This is a genomic window from Pseudomonas sp. IT-P260, from assembly GCF_949768395.1.
Classification (GTDB): Bacteria; Pseudomonadota; Gammaproteobacteria; order Pseudomonadales; family Pseudomonadaceae; genus Aquipseudomonas; species Aquipseudomonas parakoreensis.
Map to the genome: position 1 here is coordinate 274,465 of NZ_CATKPO010000040.1, position 21,516 is coordinate 295,980.

Sequence of the window (21,516 nt, forward strand, 5' to 3'; positions counted from 1 at the left end):
CTTTAAAGCGGCGGTCGCCTGATTTGTTGTCAGACGCCGCTCTTTTTCTTGTCAGCCATTACTCGGGTCAGGCAACGCACTGCTGGCGCCGAGCTTGTTCAGGAAGAACAGGTACACCAGACCCAGCGCGATCCAGATCAGGCCGAGTTTCTGCGCATCGACGCCCATGTTGTACATGATGGCGGCGACGATGATGAAGCCGATCACCGGACAGATCAGATGGCGCACGACCTGGCCGGACTTCTGCCGACGCCAGTAGTAGTTGATCACTGTCAGGTGCAGCAGCATGAAACCGCTGAGGGCGCCGAAGTTGACCAGCGAGGTCAGGGTGTCGACCGAATTGATGAACAGGTAGCAGATCACCAGCGACAGCAGCGCTACCAGATAAATGCTCAGGTACGGGGTGTTGTGCTTCGGGTGCACCTTGGCCAGCACTTTCGGCAACTTGCCGTCACGGGCCATGCCGAACAGCAGGCGCGACACCGCGGCTTGCGAGGTGATTGCCACGGCAACGCCCCAGGCCAGTGCAGTCGCCACACCGGTCAGCGTTGCCAGCCAGCTGCCCGCCGCGATTTCGGCGATTTCATAGAACGCGGTGTCGGCGGACTTGAAGCCCATGCCGGCAGCGAGGTCGGTGGCGATCCAGGTCTGTACGACGAAAATTGCGCCCATCACCAGCAGCGTGATCAGCGCTGCCCGACCGACGCTTTTGCCCGGGTCGCCCTTGATTTCTTCGGCGAGCGTCGAGATCGCATCGAAGCCGAGGAACGACAGCACCGCAATCGACACCGCCTGCATCAGCAGGGCGAAGTTGAATGTTTCCGGGTGATACAGCGGCGCCAGGGTCAGCCCGCCGTTGCCGCCGCCGTTGTGCAGGGCATTCCAGGCGTAGAACAGGAAAATCCCCAGCACCACCAATTGCGCCAGCAGGAAGATGATGTTCATCCGTGCGGTGAAGGTGATGCCGCGCAGGTTGACGAACGTCGCGCTGACCAGGAACGCCAGAATGAAGCCGACTTTCGGAATGTCCGGATAAAGATGGTTGAGGGCCATCGCCGCGTAGACATACAGCAGCGGCGGAATCAGCAGGTAGTCGAGCAGCATCAGCCAGCCGGCGAGAAAGCCGACGTGTTGGTTGAGGCCGCGTTGCGCGTAGGAGTACACCGAACCTGCAATCGGAAATGCTCGCGCCATGCTGCCATAGCTCAACGCGGTGAACAGCATCGCCACCATGCCGATGATGTAGGCCAGCGGCACCATCCCGGGCGCCTCGGCATTGACGTAGCCATACACGCCAAACGGGGCGATGGGGATCATGAAGATCATTCCGTACACCACCAGATCGGTCAGTGTCAGGCTACGTTTCAACTCCTGTTTGTAGCCGAACTCTTCTATTTCCATGAAGCGCAACTCCTTGTCAGCCTATCCGGCGTTTTTAGTTGTTATGTCGGTCCGTCGTTTACCGCGTTATCAATCTTTGCATTCGTTACAACAGCGGTGCCAGGCGCTCGGCCCACAGCGACACCGCTTCCGGGCTGCGCAGCAGATCGTTGCGCACCTCGATCAGCACCGACTCCAGTCCACGGGCATCGCCGTGCACCGGCACGGTCATGTCACCCAGCGGATCGATCCGGTACGGCTGGTTGCCCGCGACCTTCAACGGGTGCTGGCCGAGGCCGTCGATCAGCCGTTGTGCATAGGCGCTGGCCTGGCCGAACAACACGCCGACTTCCAGCGGGCGCGGCTGGCCGTAATACACCGGGGTAAAGCTGTGAATCCCCACCACCCGGACCGCTTTACCCTGCGCGACGCGTTGGTCGATCAGGGTTTGCAGCCGGGCGTGAAACGGTTTGAACAGCGTCTGGCGCCGGTACTCGCGAGTGGCTTCGTCCAGCTCGCGATTGCCGGGCACCTGATAAATCTCGCTCTGTGCCGGAATGCTGTCGGGGGCATGCCGGGGCCGGTTGAGGTCGATCAGCAACCGTGAATAGTTGGCGCTCAACAGTGTCGCCCCGAGCACTTGCGAGAGCTTTTCAGCCAGTTGCAATGCGCCGATGTCCCAGGCGATGTGCTCGCGCGCGGCTGCATCGTCCAGGCCCAGATTGTTCAGGGCTTCGGGGATGTAGCGGCTGGCGTGCTCACACACCAGGATCAACGGATGCGATGAATCTTCACGACTCAGGTTGTAGACCGGGCGGGTATACAACCCCAGCTCGGCGGATTCAGTACAGGCGTGCATAGTGCTCACACAGGTCAGCGGGCGAGAGCTGTTCCGTCAGCGCCAGTTCCTCGGTTTTAAGGGCGTGGTAAGTGTCGAGCAACGGCTTAGGCAGCCATTGATTGAAGGCTGCACTGTCACGCAGGCAATCCAGCGCCTGGGCCAGCGAGGCGGGCAGGGCAACGATGCCCCGGGCCTTGCGTTGCTCGTCGTTGAGTGAATCGGGTACTTCATCGGTGATCGCGTTCAGCGCCAGACGCTGTTCGATGCCCAGCCGTCCGGCGATCAGCAGCGCGGCCATCGCCAGGTGCGGCGAAGCGGTGGCGTCCATGGCGCGGAACTCCAGGTTGTACTGCGCCGCCACGGATTTGCCGCCCAGGCTCACGGTCGGACAAATGCGCAGCGCCGCTTCACGGTTCTGCTGCCCCAGACACGCGTAGGACGCGCTCCAGTGATGCGGCTGCAAGCGTTCGTACGACACCGGCGTCGGCGCGGTGAATGCACACAGCGCTGGCAGATAATGCAGGATCCCCGCCGCCCAATGCTGGCCGAGGGTCGACAGACCGTTGCTGGTGCCGGCGTCGTAGAGCAGCGGCAGACCTTGCAGGTCGAGCAGGCTGACGTGCAAATGCACACCGTTGCACACCGCATCAGCCTTGGTTTTCGGCGCGAAGCTGACGTCGAGGCCCATTTGCCGGGCGATTTCACGGGTGATCTCGCGCACATTGACCGCACGGTCCGCCGCTGCCACGCCACAGGTCGGGCGGCAGGTGATTTCGTATTGATGCTTGCCGTATTCCGGCAGAAACATCTCTGGCTCGACGCCACCGGCACGCAAGGCGCTGAGCAGCCAGCCGCCGAACTCGGCGCCCTGACGCTGGGCTTCGAGGGAAAACGCCAGGTGTTCGGCGAAGCCGGCATGCAGGTTGAATTCGTGTTCGAACGCCGCGTTGACCTGCAGGCCGAGGTCGTTGCGATAACGTTCGATTTCATCGCGCAGCAGCGTGCGCGGACAGGCACTCCACGGGCGGCCATCGGTTTCGCGAATGTCGCCGTGGATGAAGTCCAGCGCCGGCGCTGCGGCATCCGGGCCGTTGGCGACGGTGACGCGGCTGCTCAAGTCAGGGATCAGCCGCAAATCGCCATACGCGCCCCACGGGTTGGTCGAGGCGATGATGTCCTGCGGCGTCAAGGCACTGTTGGCCGGCACCCAGCCGCAACCGGCCGCTTGATAATGCTCCAGCTGATCGCTGGGAAACGAACGGCCACGGGTGATGCCGATCAGGTCAGTGGTGACAATGGTGGTCATCGGCAACGGCGTCAGGCGCTCGCTCATGGGCGCATCTCCTGCAACCTGCCGAGCACGGTTTGGGTGTCGCTGATCCAGCAGTAGCCCTTGATCGCATTCAGGCAGGCGTCATGTCGCGCCGGGGTGTAGGTGGCGCAGGCGTCTTCGACCAGCGTCACCAGATAACCGCGGTCGGCGGCATCACGCACCGCCATGTCGACGCACTGGTCGGTGACAATGCCGGCGATGATCAGGTGGCGGGTTTCGAGGTTGCGCAGCACGTAATCGATGTTGGTCGAGTTGAACACCCCGGACGAAGTTTTCGGCAGCACGATTTCGTTTTCCACCGGGGTCAGGTCGTCGATGATCCGCGCCTGTTCACTGCCTTTGGGCAGGTGCATGTCCGACAGTTTGTGATCCAGCGAGCGGTCGCGACCGTCGGCGGTCAGGCTTTCGATAATGGTGTGCAGCACGTTCTGCCGCGCTTCGCGAAAGGCGCTGAGCAAGCGGCGCTGGTTGGGCACCACCTGCATGTGGGTGCGGGTCAGGAAATACTCGGCGTCCGGGCCGTTCAGGTGCGGGTCGAACTGCGGTTCGAGCCAGACACGCTGCATGTCCACCAGCAGCAACGCAGTGTGGTCGATGACGAACGGCAAGTCCCGCGGCGAGCGGTGGGGAAGACTGAACATCCTTATTTATCCTCCAGCAGGTGGGTGTTGAACTCGTTGCGCAGGACGTCGATGCCTTCCAGGCGATCGGCCAGATCGGGGCTGCGCAGGGTCAGGCAGGCAATCAGTGCTTCGACCTGGGCCAGCGCTGGCACCATGGTGTCGAACGGCGAAGCCGATTCCACCGGAGCACTGATGATCAGGTCGGCCAGTTCCCGCAGCGGTGAGGCATAGATGTCGGTGAACAGCACCACCCGGGCGTTGCGGCTTTTTGCAGCACTGGCCACACGCAGAGCCTGGGTCTGATAGCGGCGATAGTCGAACAGCAGCACCACGTCCTGGCGTTGCAGATCGAACAGGCGGTCGGGCAGTTGTGCGTTGTCTTCCAGGGCAAAGCAGCCGGGGCGCAGCAGGCGCAGGTGATTGAGCAGGTAGTTGGCCATCAGGCTGCTGAAACGTCCGCCGAAGCAGTAGATCTGGTGCCGCGTATCGAGCAGCCAGTCGAGCAGAATGCGTACGTCTTCGGGCTGGGTCAGAACCTGGGTTTCCACCAGCAGGCGTTGGCTATCGGCCAGATAATGGCCCCAGGCGTCGTCCTTGTTCAGGTGCGAACGCGGTTGCAACAGGGTGCGCGGCGAGCGCAGGCGGTGGTCCATGTCGCTGAGCAGGGCGTCCTGAAATTCGGCATAACCGCCGAATCCGAGCTTCTTCACCAGCCGCACGATGGTCGGATCGCTGACGCCGGCGTGTTCGGCCAGACGCGCCATCGGACCCAGGCCATTGCGTGGATACTGGTCGAGCAGGGCGCGAATCACTTTGCGCTCCGACGGCGTCAGCTCCAGGCCGGGATCGGTGATCAAGTCTCTAAGAGGGGGCATCCGGGCTCCTGCTGGATGAGGGGGTGTTGAATTCGTTTCATAATCCGTTAAAACAGTATTTATGTAACTCAGGTTACATGTCTAGTGAATTTTTTGCGGTAGGAATTCACTGTTTAAATAACCTCAAAGAGCTGTGTCACAAGGGCTACACCGATGTCCTCGACCCTTGTAGTCCATTGCCTATTGGTGTGTGAGACATTGCCGTTTTTGTACGCTCGCCGGGGTAACGTCCTGGCTCGCGAGATCCCCCAGGCCGCCCGGTTTTGCGGCACAATTGCCGCAAAACCGGCGGTTTGCCGCCGATTCAACCGATGTTCAGCGAGTGCGACCCTGTGCAATCCACCTGTTTGACTTTGATCTGTCACGCTCGAACCGTCGCACAGAAATTGTCGCGTTTTCCTACGAACGAGCCTGTTGAAAATCCGCCATCAGGGCTCGGTGCATTGGCCACACAATTCGCCAGCGCCAGCCGTCTGCTGTGCGGGCCGGAATTGCGTACGCGCCAGACCGCCGAGTGGTTCGGTGCGGCGCCGCAGGTAGACGAAGCGCTGCGCGATTGCGATATGGGGCGCTGGCACGGACAAGCGATCAAGGATCTGCAACTGCGCGAGGCCGAGGCTTTGCAGGCATGGATCAGTGATCCGCAGGCGGCACCCCATGGCGGCGAGTCGGTGACGCAATTGGGCGAACGCGTGGCGGCGTGGCTGGCCAGCCTGCAAGGCGTATCGGGGCACATCGTCGCTGTCACCCATCCGTTTGTGGTGCGTGCGGCACTGATGCAGGTGTTACAGGGCGCGGCGTTCAACGCCATTGATGTTGAACCGTTGTCCATGGTTGAACTGCGGTTCAACGGCATCTGGCGGCTACGCTTGGCGGGTATCGATCTTGCGGGAGCACTGTAATGAAACGACTGCTAGTGATTGGCATCGGCGCCGGAAATCCCGACTACATCACGATGCAGGCGGTAAAGGCGCTGAATCAGGTCGACGTGTTCTTTCTGATGGACAAAGGCCCGCGCAAGGACAAACTGATCGATCTGCGTCGCGACATCTGTGAGCGCTACATCACCGATCCTGCCTATCGTTTCGTCGAGGCTCACAGCCCGGAGCGTGAGCGTGGCGAAGTGGACTACACCCGCGCGGTCGAGGATCTGAACCGTGCAAAGCAGGAAACCTTCGAGCGGCTGATCAATCAAGAATTGGCTGACAACGAATGCGGCGGTTTCCTCGTCTGGGGCGATCCGGCGCTGTACGACAGCACGATTCGTATCCTGCAGGCGATTCTGGCGTCAGGCCGCTGTGCGTTCGAGTTTGAAGTGATCCCCGGGATTACCAGCGTTCAGGTACTGGCCGCGCAGCATAAAGTGCCGTTGAACAGCATTGGCCGGTCAATCGAAATCACCACGGGCCGGCGTCTGGCGGCGGGGCAGGTGAGTGACACGGATAGCCTAGTGGTGATGCTCGACGCTGAAGATTCCTACCGCCATGTGGCGGATCAGCAGACCGAGATTTACTGGGGGGCCTACCTGGGCACGCCGGATGAGCTTCTGATCAGCGGCAAGCTTGAGGATGTTGCGGATCAGATCGAGCGCACGCGCAAGGCGGCGCGGGCCGAGCATGGGTGGATCATGGATACCTATCTGTTGCGCAAGCCCTAGATTGTGTTTGTCAGGGCTGGCCCCTTCGCGAGCAGGCTCGCTCCCACAGGGAACGCATTTCAAATGTGGGAGCGAGCTTGCTCGCGAAGGGGTCATCACAGTCAACTCAAGAAATGGCTTTGCCCCCACGCCCAAACCGCTCCCGATACACCGACGGCGGCACCCCGACCACGCTGCGAAATGCCACGCGAAAGCTTTCCACCGATCGGTAACCACAGCGCTCGGCAATCTGTTCGCTGTTGTGCGCTGTGCTTTCCAGCAGTTCCCGCGCCCGCGCCAGGCGTTCGTGTTGCAGCCACGCCTTGGGCGATTGCCCGCTGGCCTCGCTGAATCGCCGCAGAAACGTGCGCTCGCTCATCGCCGCTTCGCTCGCCAGATCGCGCACTTCCAGCGGTTGGTGCAGACGCTCGCGAGCCCACTGCATTACCCGTGACAAATCGTTGCGCGGCGTCGGGCTGACAGGCGTGGGAATGAATTGCGCCTGGCCGCCAGTGCGTTGCGGCGACATCACCAGCCGCCGCGCCACCGAATTGGCGACCTGAGTGCCAAAGTCGCGGGCCACCAGATGCAGGCAGGCATCGATCCCGGCGGCACTGCCGGCTGAGGTGATCAACTGACCCGAGTCGAGGTACAGCACATCCGGATCCACCGCTATCGCCGGGAAGCGCCGCGCCAGTTCATCGCTGTAGCGCCAGTGGGTGGTCGCGCCGTGGCCGTCGAGCAAGCCGCTGGCGGCCAGCACGAACACCCCTGAACAGATCGATAACAGCCGCGCACCGTGGGCGTGGGCCTGACGCAATGCGCCAAGCAGCGCCGGTGGCACCGGGGCTTCGCGATCGCGCCAACCGGGAATGATGATGGTGCGCGCCTGTGCCAGCAGCTCCAGGCCGCCGTCGGCCAGGACGTGAATGCCGCCCATGGCGCGCATCGGCCCTGTGTCGACGGCGACGATGCGGTGCTCGTACCACGGGAAATCGAACTCCGGCCGGGCGAGGCCGAAGATTTCCACGGCAATCCCGAACTCGAAGGTACAGAGGCCGTCGTAGGCCAGAATCGCGACCAATCCAGGTGAATCAGGCATTTGGCGGAAAGTTCCCGGTGAGTGTCTTGCGCGCCACTGTAGCGCCAAGCGACGGCCCGATAAAGTCTGCTCACACCCCAACATATGAAGGAGCCACACAACATGACCAGCCTGGTTCGCGAAATGCCTGCTGCGCCATCGGCGATTGCCCTGATGCACTTCAGCAACCGTCTGACGTTTGAAACCGATTGTTCTGATGTGTACAGCAGCCAGGAGGCCGGTGAAGTCGATTTTGTCCTGGTCGATGTGCGCGGGCCTTTGGCGTTCGAGCGTGGTCATGTGCCGGGCGCGATCAACATTCCGACCCGCTTGCTGACCGCCGAAGGCCTGGCGGAGTATTCGACGAGCACGTTGTTCGTGGTCTATTGCGCCGGCCCGCACTGCAACGGCGCCAACAAGGCCGCGGTGAAACTGGCGGCGCTGGGTTACCCGGTCAAGGAGATGATCGGTGGCGTGACCGGCTGGCTGGATGAGGGCTTCAGCTTGAGTACTACTCAAGCCGCCAAGGCGCCTATTGGATGTGAATGCTGAATGCTTTTGTAGGAGCTGCCGCAGGCTGCGATCTTTTGACTTTCAAGAGCAAAAGATCGCAGCCTTCGGCAGCTCCTACAGGGAGGAATCTTGTCGTTTTCAAAGATTTGTCCTACAGCCTTTGCACCATGTCGGCGCACCGTTGATCCCGGTCAACGCGTGCGCCGATGTTTTGTAAGTATTTGTCGCCTAAACACAATTTACCCTGTGCGCGCCGCCATAGACTGCCGTCCACTTCGGTTTTTGCTACTTGATGGCCATGACCGAACGCCAATCGAACGCTGCCAATAAAAGCCTCCGCACACAGGAGTAATAAATGAAGAAGCTAGTGATGTTCGGTGCCCTGGCACTGTCGATGTTGTCCCTGACCGCTGTGGCCGAAGACGCCAAGCCGATTCGTCTGGGGATCGAAGCCGCTTACCCGCCATTCTCGATGAAAACCGCTGACGGCAAGCTCACCGGGTTCGACGTCGATATCGGCGATGCGCTGTGCAAACAGATGGACGTTAAATGCGTGTGGGTCGAGCAGGAGTTCGATGGCCTGATCCCGGCACTCAAAGTGAAGAAGATCGACGCGATCCTGTCCTCGATGACGATCACCGACGATCGCAAGAAGAACGTCGATTTCACCATCAAGTACTACCACACCCCGGCGCGCTTCGTGATGAAGGAAGGCTCCGGTGTCAAAGACCCGCTGACCGAGCTCAAGGGCAAGAAAGTCGGTGTACTGCGCGCCAGTACCCACGACCGCTACGCCACCGACATGGCCAAGGACGCCGGGTTTGAAGTGGTGCGCTACGGTTCGCAACAGGAAGCCAACCTGGATATGAAATCCGGTCGTCTCGACGCGATGCTGGCCGACTCGGTCAACCTCAGCGACGGTTTCCTGAAGACCGACGCCGGCAAAGGCTTCGAATTCGTCGGCCCGACCTACGAAGACGCCAAGTACTTCGGTGGCGGCGCCGGCATTGCGGTGCGCAAGGGCGATACCGAGCTGGCCGAGAAATTCAACAAGGCCATCACCGAAATCCGCGCCAATGGCGAGTACAAGAAAGTCCAGGACAAGTACTTCGACTTTGACGTGTACGGCCATTAATACGGCGTAGAAAAAGTGGCCCCGTGAATGCGGTGGCCACTTTTTTTGTGTCCATGATTTATTCTGCCAACACCTATCCAATGTAGGAGCTGCCGCAGGCTGCGATCTTTTGATCTTGACGCTGCAAAGCAAGATCAAAAGATCGTCCGATCGCGGCCCGAGCCTGCCGCAGCTCTTACAGGTTTATCGGAGTTTTCTCATGCAACGCATCGACCATGTCCTGCCCTGGAGCCACTTGGGCAGCGAACGTTCCCTCAGCGTCTTCCGTTACGGCGCGGGCAGCCGCAAGGTCTACATCCAGGCCAGTCTGCACGCCGACGAACTGCCGGGTATGCGCACCGCGTGGGAACTCAAGCAACGCCTCAACGCGCTGGAACAGCAGGGCCGTCTGCAAGGGGTGATCGAGTTGGTGCCGGTGGCCAACCCGATCGGGCTCGATCAGCATTTGCAAGGCAGCCACATGGGCCGCTTCGAGCTGGGCAGCGGGAAGAATTTCAACCGCGCGTTTGTCGAACTCAGCGCGCCAGTGGCGGCGCGCATCGGCGAGCGGCTGGGCAGCGATGCCGAGGCCAACATAGCGTTGATCCGGCAAACCATGGGCCAGGTGTTCGATGAACTGCCGGCCCCAGCCTCGCAGCTGGAAGCTCTGCACCGCTTGCTGCTGCGCCATGCCTGCGACGCCGACATCACTCTGGATCTGCATTGCGATTTTGAGGCGGCGATTCACCTCTACGCGCTGCCGCAACACTGGCCGCGCTGGCGATCGCTGGCGGCGCGACTGCAGGCCGGCGTTGCGCTGTTGTGTGAAGACTCCGGCGGCAGTTCGTTCGACGAGTCGTGCTCATCGCCTTGGTTGCGTCTGGCGCGGGCGTTTCCGAACGCGGCGATTCCCCCTGCGAATCTTGCCACCACCCTGGAACTGGGCAGCATGGGCGACACCCGGGTCGATCAGGCGCAGGCCAATTGCGAAGCGATACTCGGCTTTCTCGCCGAGCAGGGGTTCATCAGCGGTGAATGGCCGGCGGCACCGAGCGAGTGCTGCGAAGGCATGCCGTTCGAAGGCACCGAATACCTGTTCGCGCCGCACCATGGCGTGGTCAGTTTCCTGCGTAATGCCGGGGAGTGGGTCGAGCAGGGCGATGCGCTGTTCGAAGTGGTGGATCCGTTGAATGACCGCCTCACCACTGTCCGCGCCGGTACCAGTGGCGTGCTGTTTGCGATTGATCGTGGGCGTTATACCCAGCCGGGGATCTGGCAGGCCAAGGTGGCGGGGCGTGAGCCGATTCGGGTGGGCAAGCTGATCAACGACTGAGTCCAGATTTCACCCACCCCTGTAGGAGCTGCCGCAGGCTGCGATCTTTTGATCTTGCTTTTAAAAGTCAAAGTCAAAGTCAAAAGATCGCAGCCTGCGGCAGCTCCTACAGGGGTGGGTGTGGTGGATCAAGGCTGTTAGGCTCTCCCGGAACCCGACACTCTGTGAAGGAAGGCTCTATGTTGAAGGCGTTTGCCCTGTTAACCCTCCTGGCGTCCAGCGCCGTGCATGCGCAAACCACGCTGCAAAGCGACTTGCCACTGAAATACATCGAACAGGTCCACCCGGACGCGAACACTCGACCACTGGTGATTTTCCTGCACGGCTACGGCAGTAACGAAGCCGATCTGATCGGTATGAAATTTCAGCTGCCGGCGCAGTACAACTACCTCTCGGTGCAGGCGCCGCTGGCGTTGGGCGAAGGACGTTTCCAGTGGTTTCGCAAGAAAGGCGAAGGGGCTTACAACGGCGAGACCGATGATCTGCAGGCCAGCGGCCAGAAGTTGCGGAAGTTTGTCGCGCAGGCGGCGCAGAAATATCACGCCAGCCCGGACAAGGTGTACCTGATCGGTTTCAGTCAGGGCGCGATGATGACCTACGAAGTGGGCCTGCGTCCGCCGGTGGCGGTCGGCGGGATTGCGGCGTTGAGCGGACGGCTGTTGCCGGTGTTGAAAACCGAGCTAAAGACCGAGCAGCCGCCGTTGCCGCTGAAGGTCTTCATCGGCCATGGCACCGCCGATGATCGAGTGCCGTATCGCGACGGCACCGAAGCCAATGCGCTGCTGCAAAAACTCGGCTACAGCCCCGAGTTTCACGCTTATCCCGGTGTCGGCCACAGCATCAGTTCCGCCGAACTGCGCGACTTGAACGCCTGGCTGCAGCAGCTCAATCCGTAGGGATCACTTGTCCTTGAGGATGGTTTTCACCAGCGCATCGTGACCGCTTTTGTCGCTGGCTCGGGAAATCACCTGGACCAGCGCCATGCGCTTGCCGGAGGCGGCGAGCAGGGTGGTATTGAGTGTCTGGCCGCCGCCTTGGGTAGCAGTGCTGTCGACCTGACGCACGCCGAGGCCGCTGCTTTTCTGGGTCAGACTCTTTTCTGTGAGCTTGTTGAAGTCCGGCAGCGCCTTGCGCTGGTCATCGATGAAACTCGCCAGGCTGCCGTCGAGAAATTCGTTGTCGTTGTCCTTCACGCTGGCGCCACCGGCGATCTGGTTTTCCGCGGCGATGACCACGGTCTTGGTCGCCTGATTGGTGTACATCGTGCCCTTGGCACCGGTCGGCCCGGCTGGCAACGGGTCGGCGGTGAAGCCTTTGGGCAGGACGAAGGTGAACTTGCCGTCGAGCATCGACACGTTGTTGGTCGAGGCCTTTTCCTTGGGCTTGGCTGCCTGGGCGTTGAGGGCGCCGAGACCGGCGACCGCCGCCAGCAACAGGACGACGGCTTTCTTGCTGAGCAATGACATGTGAATCTCCGAGGGATGGTCGCGCCAGGGCGGCGATGATCCCACGGAGCATGCCCGGCATTCCAGCGCGGTTTGTCAGGTGTTCGCATCCGCCTCGGGAATACGGTTTTTTTCCGGAACAGGTCGGGCCAGCAGTTTGCGGGTGACCCCGAGCATCGCCACCGAAACCGCGACACCGACGATGAAACCGCTGAGGCCGAGGCTTGGCAGGGTCAGCGCCGACACCAGACAAAACGCCGAAAACGAGTACATGCCCGTCGCCGTCGCCCGTAGCAATGCCGCGGTAAATGCCGGGCCACGAGTCTGCTGAGAAAACACCGCCATCACGCTGCCGAGCACCGGGAACACCGCGAGCAGACCGCTCCAGCGCTCGCCCACGGTACTGGCGAGCATCGTCACCAGCAGCGTCAGCGCCGCCCCGGCAATCATTCGCCAGAGCAGTTTGTCCGACTTCGGTGCCGGACCGTTCAGCACCGGTTGCAAGTTAGGGAACAGATACGGCGCGGCGAGCAGGGCAGTGGCTGCCGCCGCGACCGAGAACGTCAGTGACGACGGAATCAGCGACAACACCAGCGCCAGCACCGCCCACACCGACAAGGAAATCGTCAGCGCCCATGGCCAGTTCGCCCGCTGCGCCACCTGCGCGTAGGTGATGCAGAAGGCGATCATGGCGAACATCGCCGACAGCGCCGCGACCGCCGATTGCGCAGCAAACGACAGCCCCTGTTCGATGGCGAGGAAAAACAGAATCGGCCCGACCACCACTGGCAGCCCCGATAGCCAACCGGCGACGCTCGGTCCCCAGCGCTTGCCGGCAAGGGAAATCAGCAGCAGGAAACCGGGGATCAGCAGTAATTTGAGGATCAGCACGCGGGAGGCCTCCGGGAGATGGAAAGGCCACGGTAACCGATTGCTGCATTGATCGACAATTTTTGTATACAAAGTGCGCGAGTGTTATCCGCTATGCTCTGAAGATCAGGGTTTACTGGAGTCGATGACGCGATGAGCAAACCATCGAAGTTGCTGCGTGGGTGCTGTGGCATTGGCTTGTGGGCGCTATTGCTGACGCCGACCTGGGCCAATTGGCAGGACGCGGTGCCCGGCGCGCAAATCATCGGCACCGGTGATTTCAGTGTGTTCGGCTTCGACGTCTACAACGCCCGGTTGTGGAGCGCGGCACGCCCGTTGTCGACCGAACAGCCCTTTGCCCTGGAGCTGATCTACCGGCGCAAGATCTCGCGCGATGATCTGGTGCAGGCCAGTGTCGATGAAATCAAACGGCTGGCAGGCTCCGGCGTCAGCCCCGCGCAACTGGCCAAGTGGCAAGGACAAATGCAGCAATCGTTCGTCGATGTGCAGGCGGGCACTCGGATTACCGGCGTGTACCTGCCGGGGCAGGGCGCGCGGTTCTTTGTCGGGCAGCAGTTGCAGCACGAAATCGATGATCCGCAATTTGCCCGGGCGTTTTTCGATATCTGGCTGGATCCGCGTACTCGTAATCCCGAATTGCGCGAGCAGTTACTGGGTGTGAGTCGTTAAGATCAAAAGATCGCAGCCTTCGGCAGCTCCTACAGGATATGCATTCCAATGCAGGAGCTGCCGAAGGCTGCGATCTTTTTGCTCTTCAAGGGTTCAACTGAAACCTCTAAGCTGCGTCTTTCGAACTTGTTTCTGGATGTGTGTGTGAAATTCAGCTTACCCAAAATCGCCACTGCGCCGTTCTGCCCGCCGGAAGTGGCCGGCAGTGTCGCGGTCGATCCGAGCGCTTCGTTCTTCAAACGCGTGCTGCGTTTTGCCGGTCCCGGTTTGCTGGTGTCGATCGGCTACATGGACCCGGGCAACTGGGCGACCGCGATCGAGGCCGGTTCGCGTTTTGGTTACAGCCTGCTGTTCGTGGTGTTGCTGGCGAGTCTGGCGGGAATGGTCGTGCAATGCCTGTGCTCGCGCCTGGGCATCGCCACCGGTCGCGATCTCGCGCAATTGTCCCGCGAGCGCTACAGCACCCCGACCGCGCGCCTGCAATGGGTGCTGGCGGAAATCTCGATCATCGCCACTGATCTGGCCGAAGTGCTCGGCTGTGCCTTGGCGTTTCACTTGTTGCTCGGTTGCTCACTGACCTTCGGCATTGCCCTGACTGCCTTCGACACGTTGCTGGTGCTGGCCCTGCAGAACCGTGGCTTCCGTCGGCTGGAGGCGATCATGCTGGTGCTGGTGGCGACCATCGGCGTGTGTTTCTTCGTTGAGCTGGTGCTGATCAAACCTTACTGGCCGCAGGTGTTCGCCGGATTCAAACCGTCGCTCTCGGCGATCAGCGATGCCGCGCCGCTGTACCTGGCGATCGGTATCCTCGGCGCCACGGTGATGCCGCATAACCTCTACCTGCACACTTCGATCGTGCAGACGCGGATGATCGGCAAGGACCTGGCGAGCAAGCAGGACGCGGTGAACCTGGCGCGCATCGACACCATTGGCTCGCTGGCGCTGGCGCTGCTGGTCAACGCGGCGATCCTGATTCTGGCGGCGGCTGCTTTTCATCAGTCGGGGCATACCGACGTGGTCGACATTCAGGACGCCTACCACCTGCTCGACCCGCTGGTCGGTGGCGCGCTGGCCAGTGTGCTGTTCGGCGTCGCGTTACTGGCGTCGGGGCAAAGCTCGACGTTCACCGGAACCATCGCCGGGCAGGTGATCATGGAGGGTTACCTGAACCTGCGGATTCCCTGCTGGCAGCGGCGTTTGATCACACGCGGGCTGGCGTTGATCCCGGCATTCATTGGCGTGTGGCTGATGGGCGATAACGCGGTGGGCAAATTGCTGGTGTTGAGTCAGGTGGTGTTGAGCCTGCAACTGCCATTTGCGCTGTACCCGTTGATTCGCATGACCAGCGACAAACAACTGATGGGGCCGTTTGTGAATCGGCTGCCGACCCGGGTGCTGGCGTGGGGATTGTTTGTGGTGATCAGTGGGGCGAATGCCTGGTTGATTCTGCAGATGGTGGTGTGACTTTCAAAGCACCTTGTGGCGAGGGGATTTATCCCCGATCCAGTGCGAAGCGCTGGCAAAGACGTGTGTCGAGGCGAAAAATTCTGGGGCTGCTGCGCATCCCATCGGGGATAAATCCCCTCGCCACAAAAGCGATGAAACCAGACAGCGGGCGGATGTCGTGGATCCGTCCGCCGCCTGTATTGCTCCTTTGGGTTAACCGCGTTCCAGCGCCAGCGCCACACCCTGACCGCCGCCGATGCACAAGGTCGCCAGACCTTTTTTCGCATCACGCTTGAGCATCTCGTGCAGCAAAGTCACCAGCACCCGGCAGCCCGACGCACCGATCGGGTGACCGAGGGCGATGGCGCCGCCGTTGACGTTGACCTTGTCCAGATCCCATTGCAGATCCTTGGCCACCGCCAGCGATTGTGCGGCGAAGGCTTCGTTGGCTTCGATCAGGTCCAGTTGGCCGATGTTCCAGCCTGCCTTGTCCAGGCAGCGACGGGTGGCCGAGACCGGACCGATGCCCATGATCGCCGGGTCCACACCCGCATTGGCGTAAGCAGCGATTTTCGCCAGCACCGGCAGGCCCAGAGCCTTGGCTTTCTCGGCGCTCATCAGGATGACGGCGGCGGCGCCGTCGTTCAGCGAGGAGGCGTTGCCGGCGGTGACGCTGCCATCCTTCTTGAACGCCGGACGCAGTTTGGCCAGCGATTCGGCGGTGGTGTCGCCGCGTGGTTGTTCGTCGACCTTGAACGCGACCGGATCACCTTTGCGCTGCGGGATCAGGATCGGGGTGATTTCATCGACGAAACGCCCGGCTTCGATGGCTGCGGCGGCCTTGCGCTGAGAAGCGGCGGCGAAGGCGTCCTGCTGTTCGCGGCTGATCTCATATTTATCGACCAGATTCTCGGCGGTGATGCCCATGTGGTAATCGTTGAACGCATCCCACAGGCCATCGCTGATCATGGTGTCGACGATTTGCGCGTGACCCATGCGCAGACCGGTGCGAGCACCCGGCATCACGTAGTTGGACAGGCTCATGTTCTCCTGACCGCCAGCGATGATCACCTCGGCATCGCCGCAACGGATCGCCTGCGCGCCCAGGTGCAGGGCTTTCAGGCCCGAGCCGCAGACCTTGTTCAGGGTCATGGCCGGCACGGCGTGGGGCAGGCCAGCCTTGATCGCCGCCTGACGCGCCGGGTTCTGTCCAGCGCCGGCGGTCAGCACCTGGCCCATGATCACTTCATCGACCTGCGCACCGTCCAGACCGGTCTGTTCGAGCAGTTGGCGGATCACCGCAGCGCCCAGATCCACCGCGGACACGCTGGCCAGCGACCCTTGGAAACTGCCGATTGCGGTGCGGGTGGCGGCAACAATTACGACGTCTTGCATTTTCGAATTCCTCACTGGGCAGCGAACTGCATTTCCGGTACGTGATCCGGGACGATCAGTTTACCAGCGGTTTTGGCGACGATTTCCTCGACGCTGACGCCAGGTGCGCGTTCCTTGAGGACAAAAGCGCCATTTTCGATTTCCAGGTAGGCGAGGTCGGTCAGCACGCGCTTGATGCAGCCGGCGCCGGTCAGCGGCAGGCTGCATTTGCTCAGCAGTTTGGATTCACCGTCCTTGGAGGCGTGGGTCATGATGACGATGATGTTGTCGGCGCCGGCCACCAGATCCATGGCGCCGCCCATGCCCTTGACCAGTTTGCCGGGAATCATCCACGAGGCGATGTTGCCTTCGACGTCGACCTCGAACGCGCCGAGCACGGTCAGGTCGACATGGCCGCCACGGATCATCGCGAAGGATTCGGCGGAGTTGAAGATCGATGCGCCGATGCGCGCGGTGACGGTCTGTTTGCCGGCGTTGATCATGTCGGCATCGATGGTGTCTTCAGTCGGAAACGGGCCCATGCCGAGCAGGCCGTTTTCCGATTGCAGCATGACTTCCATGCCCTCGGGAATGTAGTTGGCGACCAGGGTCGGAATGCCGATACCGAGGTTCACGTAGTAGCCGTCCTGCATTTCGCGGGCGACGCGCTGAGCCATTTGTTCGCGGGTAAGTGCCATGTTTTTATTCTCCGTCAGCCTGAATTATTTGCGGATGGTGCGCTGTTCGATGCGCTTTTCGAACGTGCCGCAAATGACCCGGTCGACGTAGATGCCGGGGGTGTGGATCTGCGACGGATCCAGTTCGCCGGGCTCGACGATTTCTTCGACTTCGACCACGGTGATCTTGCCGGCGGTGGCCGCCAGCGGGTTGAAGTTCTGCGCGGTGTGACGGTAGATGACGTTACCGAAATGGTCGGCTTTCCAGCCTTTGACGATGGCGAAGTCGCCGGTGATGGACTCTTCCATCAGGTACTTGCGCCCGTTGAATTCACGTACTTCCTTGCCTTCGGCGACCGGAGTGCCGACGCCGGTGGCGGTGAAGAAGGCCGGGATACCGGCGCCGCCTGCGCGCATTTTTTCGGCGAGGGTGCCTTGCGGGGTCAGGATGACTTCGATATCGCCCTTGAGCAGTTGCTCTTCGAACAGTTTGTTTTCGCCGACGTAGGAGGCGATCACTTTGCGGATCTGACGGTCGGTCAGCAGCACACCAAGGCCGAAACCGTCGACGCCGCAGTTGTTGGAGACCACGGTGAGGTCGCGGGTGCCTTTGCGCTTGATCTCGGCGATCAGGTTTTCCGGGATGCCACACAGGCCGAAGCCGCCGGCAATCACGGTCATGCCGTCTTCAAGACCCGCCATGGCCTCCTCGTAGGAACTCACGCGCTTGTCGAAACCTGCCATATGCACCTCTTTTATTGTTTGTCGGGCGGCTGGCTAGCCGAATGACTGGAGTGTCTCGCTGAAGGATATATTTGTTAAGTTGATTTTTAAGGTTGATTGATAGATAAAACTCAACAGTGTCGGTTATTACCCTGTAGGAGATGCCGCAGGCTGCGATCTTTTGATTTTGTTTTTCAAGATCAAGATCAAAAGATCGCAGCCTGCGGCAGCTCCTACAGTGGGTACGGTGTTTATCCGGCAATATCGCTAACAGGGCGTTATCCAGTATGACCATCAAACAGATCCGCGCCTTCCTCGCCGTGGCCCAGAGCCTGAGTTTCGCCGTGGCCTGCGAGCGCCTGCACCTGTCGCAATCGGCGCTGAGCCTGACCATCAAGGCGCTGGAGGAGGGGCTGGGCGGGCGGCTGTTCAGCCGCAACACGCGCAATGTGGCGCTGACCGCCGAGGGCGAATCGCTGCTGCCGCTGGCTCGGCGCCTGATCGCCGATTGGGACAACGCCGAAGACGAAATGCGCCAGCGTTTCAGCCTGCAACGCGGGCGGGTGACGCTGGCGGCGATGCCGTCGTTTGCCGGCAACCTGTTGCCGCCGATCCTCAAGACGTTTCGCGCGCGCTATCCGAACGTCAATGTCACGGTCAACGACGTGATCAACGAGCAAGTGCTGGAAATGGTTCGCGACCGCCACGTGGAACTGGGTGTCGCGTTCGAGCCGATGCAGAACACCTCGCTGACGTTCACCCCGCTGTACATGGACCGCTTTGTCGCGGTGGTGCCGCAAGATTCAGCGCTGGCCAGGCTTGGCGAAATCGACTGGCAGACCTTGCTGCAGGAACCGTTCATCACCCTGCAACGGCCGTCGACAGTGCGGGTGATGCTCGAAGAACACTTGCAGGCGCGGGGCATGAAGCTGCCGGTGGAGTTCGAAAGCCATCAACTGGCAACCGTCGGACGCATGGTCGCCAGTGGGCTGGGAGTGAGTGCAGTGCCGGCGTTGTGTGCCGAGCAGATGCTCGAACTGGGCGCGCATTGCCTGACCTTGAATGATTCGGTGGAGCGAGCGATTGGCGTGCTGACCGAGCCAGGCAATGAACTGTCGGCGGCGGCGCAGGCACTGTTCGACATCCTCAAAGCCGAACACTGATCTTCAAACGTTTAACCCCTGTAGGAGCTGCCGAAGGCTGCGATCTTTTGGCTTTGTTTTTTGGAAGCAAGATCAAAAGATCGCAGCCTTCGGCAGCTCCTACAAAAAAAGTGCGGATTCAGGTAGATAAGTGTTGCGCCAGCAACGGCAGCAGTTGTTCGCATGACGCCTCGATCTTCAGATCCAGCAGATCATCGGCGCGGGTCTTGCCCAGATTGATCGCCAGCAACGGCTTGCCACGATCTGCGATGACCCGGCACAGACGGAACGCCGAATACGCCATCAGCGACGAACCCACCACCAGCAAACCCTCGGCTTTTTCCGCTGCGGCCATGGCCCGCGCCGCCGTCGGCTGCGCCACGTTCTCGCCAAAGAACACCACGTCCGGCTTCATCCGCTCCCCGTCGCAATACGGGCATTGCGGCGTCTGAAAGCGCGCCTCGAAGGCCGGATCGAGCAGGGTATCGCCGTCCGGCGCCTGCACCGCATCGACCCCGGCCAGATACGGATTCTGCTCGACCATGCGTTGCTGAATCTCATCGCGCGCGCTGCGTTGGCCGCAATCCAGGCACAGCACCCGGTGCAGGCTGCCGTGCAGTTCGATCACATCCGGACTGCCGGCCTGATCATGCAGGGTGTCGACGTTCTGTGTGATCAACGCGCTGATCCGTCCCTGGCGCTGCAAATCCGCCAGTGCTGTATGCGCGGCGTTGGGTTGCGCCTGGCGCACCCGGGGCCAGCCGAGCATGGCCCGCGCCCAATAGCGGCGACGGGATTCGGGGGCAGCAAGAAATTCCTGATACATCATCGGCTGCCGGCCCCGGCGCACACCTTCGCTGTCGCGGTAATCCGGAATGCCCGATGGCGTGCTGATGCCGGCACCGGTCAGCACCAGAAAATCGCCATCGGCCATGGCCTGGCACAGGGTGTTGAAGTGTTCGCGGATCGGGCTGTCGAGCATGCTCAGCACTCCGGGGAGGACGGTGCTCGCAGGTTAGCATTAACCGCGTGGCGAGGGAGCTTGCTCCCGCTTGACTGCGCAGCAGGCCTGTTTTTGGGCTTGCTTTGCAATCCAGCGGGAGCAAGCTCCCTCGCCACAGGTGATAGCAGCGAATTATTTACGCGCCTCCAGAATCAGATTGAACGGCGTCTGCGTCGCCCGGCGAAAATGCTTGAACCCAGCCTCGGCAAACACCTTGCGCAAGCGCATTTCACCCGCCTGCGCACCGAGCCCCAGGCCGACTTCCTGGGACAGCGAATTCGGCGTGCAGATAAAGGTCGAGGCCGCGTAAAACAGGCGTCCGACCGGGTTGATATTGTCGTCCAGCGTATCGTTGGCAAATGGCTCGACCAGCAGCACCGTGCCGTCGTCCTTCAATGATTCGAACGCATGCCGCGCAGCGCCGACCGGGTCGCCCATGTCGTGCAGGCAGTCGAAATAGCAGATCAGGTCATAGTCGTCACCGGGGTAGCTTTTGGCGGTGTTCTGGAAGAACTTCGCCCGGCTGCTGACGCCGCCTTCTTCCGCGCGCTGAGTGGCGACGGTGATCGACGGTGCGTGATAGTCGAAACCGACGAAGCGCGAGTTGGGAAACGCCTGGGCCATGATCACCGTCGAGGCACCGTGGCCGCAGCCGATGTCGGCGACCTTGGCGCCGTCTTCGAGCTTGGCCACCACGCCGTCTAGCGCCGGCAGCCATTCCGCGATCAGGTGCCCCTTATAGCCGGGGCGGAAGAAGCGCTCGGTACCGCTGAACATGCACGGATGGTGATCGCCCCAGGGCAGGGCGCCGTTGCCACGCATGGCTTTGACCAGTTTGTCCTTGTCGTGGAAAAACGAGGCCACCACGCCGAGGCCGCCGGCGACGTACACTGGTGAGTCTTCGACGGCGAGTGCCAGTGCCTGTTCTTCCGGCAGACGGAACTCACCATCGTGATGTTCCATGTAGCCGGACGCGGCGTGCGCGCTGAGCCATTCGCGCACCAGTCGGGGATTGCAGGTGGTTTTTTCGGCGAGGGCTTGCGGGGTAATCGGCTGACTGTCGGCCATTGCCCGGTACAGCCCGAGTTCTTCGCCAACGATGACGTTCGCCAGCATTGCGGCGCCGCCCATGTCGTTGACCAGTTTGCCCATGAATGCGTTGAGTCGGGCCTCGTCCATCACATGTGCTCCTGAAACAGGATCACAGTCCGGCGGTGTTGAAGGTCGAGGCATACACCACCGGGCGGTGGTCGTGGATGCGGGCAGGGCGAGACGATGCGTCCTGCAGCCCCCTCGACTGGGTAATAAATCAGTCTAGCCGGGCTTGGGCAACCTGCAGGCTTTGTGAACCTGCAAAGCCCGTGCGGTTTTATCACTGTGGGAAGGATACAGTCGGCGGATCGGCGTTGTTGCGGCA

General features: G+C 61.3%; 22 protein-coding genes. 9 read left to right on the plus strand and 13 right to left on the minus strand.

Features of this window, described 5'->3' with window-relative positions; all coding sequences use genetic code 11:
* Positions 1-51: 51 nt before the first annotated feature.
* The 5 genes from ACM6HV_RS20255 to ACM6HV_RS20275 all read right to left on the minus strand — a co-directional run bounded on the left by ACM6HV_RS20255 (position 52) and on the right by ACM6HV_RS20275 (position 5,052).
* On the minus strand, positions 52-1,401 hold the full coding sequence (locus ACM6HV_RS20255) for an APC family permease (RefSeq protein ID WP_108183106.1): 1,350 nt from the start codon (positions 1,399-1,401) through the stop codon (positions 52-54).
* A gap of 85 nt (positions 1,402-1,486) precedes the next feature.
* Positions 1,487-2,239, minus strand: coding sequence for an N-formylglutamate amidohydrolase (locus ACM6HV_RS20260; protein ID WP_414905134.1), 753 nt, complete (start codon positions 2,237-2,239; stop codon positions 1,487-1,489).
* Positions 2,223-3,554, minus strand: coding sequence for a glutamine synthetase (locus ACM6HV_RS20265; protein ID WP_414905135.1), 1,332 nt, complete (start codon positions 3,552-3,554; stop codon positions 2,223-2,225). The genes ACM6HV_RS20260 and ACM6HV_RS20265 overlap by 17 nt, the downstream gene beginning before the upstream one ends.
* A complete protein-coding gene (locus ACM6HV_RS20270; RefSeq protein ID WP_414905136.1) occupies positions 3,551-4,195 on the minus strand; it encodes an isochorismatase family cysteine hydrolase in 645 nt (214 codons plus the stop codon). The genes ACM6HV_RS20265 and ACM6HV_RS20270 overlap by 4 nt, the downstream gene beginning before the upstream one ends.
* Positions 4,196-4,197: 2 nt before the next feature.
* Complete coding sequence (locus tag ACM6HV_RS20275; protein WP_414905137.1) at positions 4,198-5,052, minus strand: MurR/RpiR family transcriptional regulator; 855 nt, start codon at positions 5,050-5,052, stop codon at positions 4,198-4,200.
* A gap of 332 nt (positions 5,053-5,384) precedes the next feature.
* On the opposite strand from ACM6HV_RS20275, the gene ACM6HV_RS20280 reads away from it, so the two are divergent.
* Both ACM6HV_RS20280 and cobF read left to right on the plus strand, forming a co-directional pair.
* Positions 5,385-5,954 (plus strand): histidine phosphatase family protein, encoded by a 570-nt coding sequence (locus ACM6HV_RS20280; RefSeq protein WP_145595252.1) that lies wholly within the window; start codon positions 5,385-5,387, stop codon positions 5,952-5,954.
* Entirely contained in the window at positions 5,954-6,709 is a 756-nt protein-coding gene (cobF, locus tag ACM6HV_RS20285) for a precorrin-6A synthase (deacetylating) (protein ID WP_414905138.1), read from the plus strand. The genes ACM6HV_RS20280 and cobF overlap by 1 nt, the downstream gene beginning before the upstream one ends.
* Before the next feature lie 106 nt (positions 6,710-6,815).
* Here the strand turns inward: cobF and ftrA are convergent, their stop codons facing one another.
* Positions 6,816-7,790 (minus strand): transcriptional regulator FtrA, encoded by a 975-nt coding sequence (ftrA, locus tag ACM6HV_RS20290; RefSeq protein WP_414905139.1) that lies wholly within the window; start codon positions 7,788-7,790, stop codon positions 6,816-6,818.
* Between the two features lie 102 nt (positions 7,791-7,892).
* Here ftrA and ACM6HV_RS20295 point away from each other — a divergent pair, with 102 nt between their 5' ends.
* From ACM6HV_RS20295 to ACM6HV_RS20310, 4 genes are all read left to right on the plus strand, one after another.
* Positions 7,893-8,321, plus strand: a complete 429-nt coding sequence (locus ACM6HV_RS20295) for a rhodanese-like domain-containing protein (RefSeq protein WP_145595260.1) — start codon at positions 7,893-7,895, stop codon at positions 8,319-8,321.
* A gap of 316 nt (positions 8,322-8,637) precedes the next feature.
* Positions 8,638-9,417, plus strand: coding sequence for an ABC transporter substrate-binding protein (locus tag ACM6HV_RS20300; RefSeq protein ID WP_003226194.1), 780 nt, complete (start codon positions 8,638-8,640; stop codon positions 9,415-9,417).
* Between the two features lie 199 nt (positions 9,418-9,616).
* Positions 9,617-10,729 carry a M14 family metallopeptidase gene (locus ACM6HV_RS20305; RefSeq protein ID WP_414905140.1) on the plus strand — a complete coding sequence of 371 codons (1,113 nt, stop codon included), beginning with the start codon at positions 9,617-9,619 and terminating at the stop codon, positions 10,727-10,729.
* A 179-nt stretch (positions 10,730-10,908) separates the two neighbouring features.
* Entirely contained in the window at positions 10,909-11,625 is a 717-nt protein-coding gene (locus tag ACM6HV_RS20310; RefSeq protein WP_414905141.1) for an alpha/beta hydrolase, read from the plus strand.
* Between the two features lie 3 nt (positions 11,626-11,628).
* Here ACM6HV_RS20310 and ACM6HV_RS20315 read toward each other — a convergent pair whose 3' ends face one another.
* Together ACM6HV_RS20315 and ACM6HV_RS20320 are read right to left on the minus strand one after the other, a co-directional pair.
* Positions 11,629-12,195 (minus strand): hypothetical protein, encoded by a 567-nt coding sequence (locus ACM6HV_RS20315; RefSeq protein WP_108183098.1) that lies wholly within the window; start codon positions 12,193-12,195, stop codon positions 11,629-11,631.
* A 75-nt stretch (positions 12,196-12,270) separates the two neighbouring features.
* On the minus strand, positions 12,271-13,065 hold the full coding sequence (locus ACM6HV_RS20320; RefSeq protein WP_414905142.1) for a hypothetical protein: 795 nt from the start codon (positions 13,063-13,065) through the stop codon (positions 12,271-12,273).
* Between the two features lie 132 nt (positions 13,066-13,197).
* On the opposite strand from ACM6HV_RS20320, the gene ACM6HV_RS20325 reads away from it, so the two are divergent.
* Both ACM6HV_RS20325 and ACM6HV_RS20330 read left to right on the plus strand, forming a co-directional pair.
* Positions 13,198-13,734, plus strand: coding sequence for a chalcone isomerase family protein (locus ACM6HV_RS20325; RefSeq protein ID WP_041073562.1), 537 nt, complete (start codon positions 13,198-13,200; stop codon positions 13,732-13,734).
* Positions 13,735-13,878: 144 nt separating this feature from the next.
* On the plus strand, positions 13,879-15,198 hold the full coding sequence (locus ACM6HV_RS20330; RefSeq protein ID WP_414905143.1) for an Nramp family divalent metal transporter: 1,320 nt from the start codon (positions 13,879-13,881) through the stop codon (positions 15,196-15,198).
* A gap of 195 nt (positions 15,199-15,393) precedes the next feature.
* On the opposite strand, the gene ACM6HV_RS20335 is transcribed toward ACM6HV_RS20330, so the two are convergent.
* Genes ACM6HV_RS20335 through ACM6HV_RS20345 form a run of 3 tightly spaced genes read right to left on the minus strand, consistent with a single transcriptional unit; the run spans position 15,394 to position 17,975 of the window.
* A complete protein-coding gene (locus tag ACM6HV_RS20335) occupies positions 15,394-16,575 on the minus strand; it encodes an acetyl-CoA C-acetyltransferase (RefSeq protein WP_041073536.1) in 1,182 nt (393 codons plus the stop codon).
* Positions 16,576-16,586: 11 nt separating this feature from the next.
* The gene (locus tag ACM6HV_RS20340; RefSeq protein ID WP_041073534.1) at positions 16,587-17,252 is read right to left on the minus strand and encodes a CoA transferase subunit B; all 666 of its coding nucleotides are present in this window, start codon (positions 17,250-17,252) and stop codon (positions 16,587-16,589) included.
* Positions 17,253-17,276: 24 nt separating this feature from the next.
* Complete coding sequence (locus ACM6HV_RS20345; protein WP_047293425.1) at positions 17,277-17,975, minus strand: CoA transferase subunit A; 699 nt, start codon at positions 17,973-17,975, stop codon at positions 17,277-17,279.
* A gap of 266 nt (positions 17,976-18,241) precedes the next feature.
* Between ACM6HV_RS20345 and ACM6HV_RS20350 the strand changes: the two genes are divergently transcribed.
* Complete coding sequence (locus ACM6HV_RS20350; protein ID WP_041073532.1) at positions 18,242-19,117, plus strand: LysR family transcriptional regulator; 876 nt, start codon at positions 18,242-18,244, stop codon at positions 19,115-19,117.
* 118 nt (positions 19,118-19,235) lie between these two features.
* Here ACM6HV_RS20350 and ACM6HV_RS20355 read toward each other — a convergent pair whose 3' ends face one another.
* Together ACM6HV_RS20355 and ACM6HV_RS20360 are read right to left on the minus strand one after the other, a co-directional pair.
* Positions 19,236-20,078, minus strand: a complete 843-nt coding sequence (locus tag ACM6HV_RS20355) for an NAD-dependent protein deacetylase (protein ID WP_414905144.1) — start codon at positions 20,076-20,078, stop codon at positions 19,236-19,238.
* A 153-nt stretch (positions 20,079-20,231) separates the two neighbouring features.
* Positions 20,232-21,278, minus strand: coding sequence for a class I SAM-dependent methyltransferase (locus tag ACM6HV_RS20360; protein ID WP_414905145.1), 1,047 nt, complete (start codon positions 21,276-21,278; stop codon positions 20,232-20,234).
* Between the last annotated feature and the right edge of the window lie 238 nt (positions 21,279-21,516).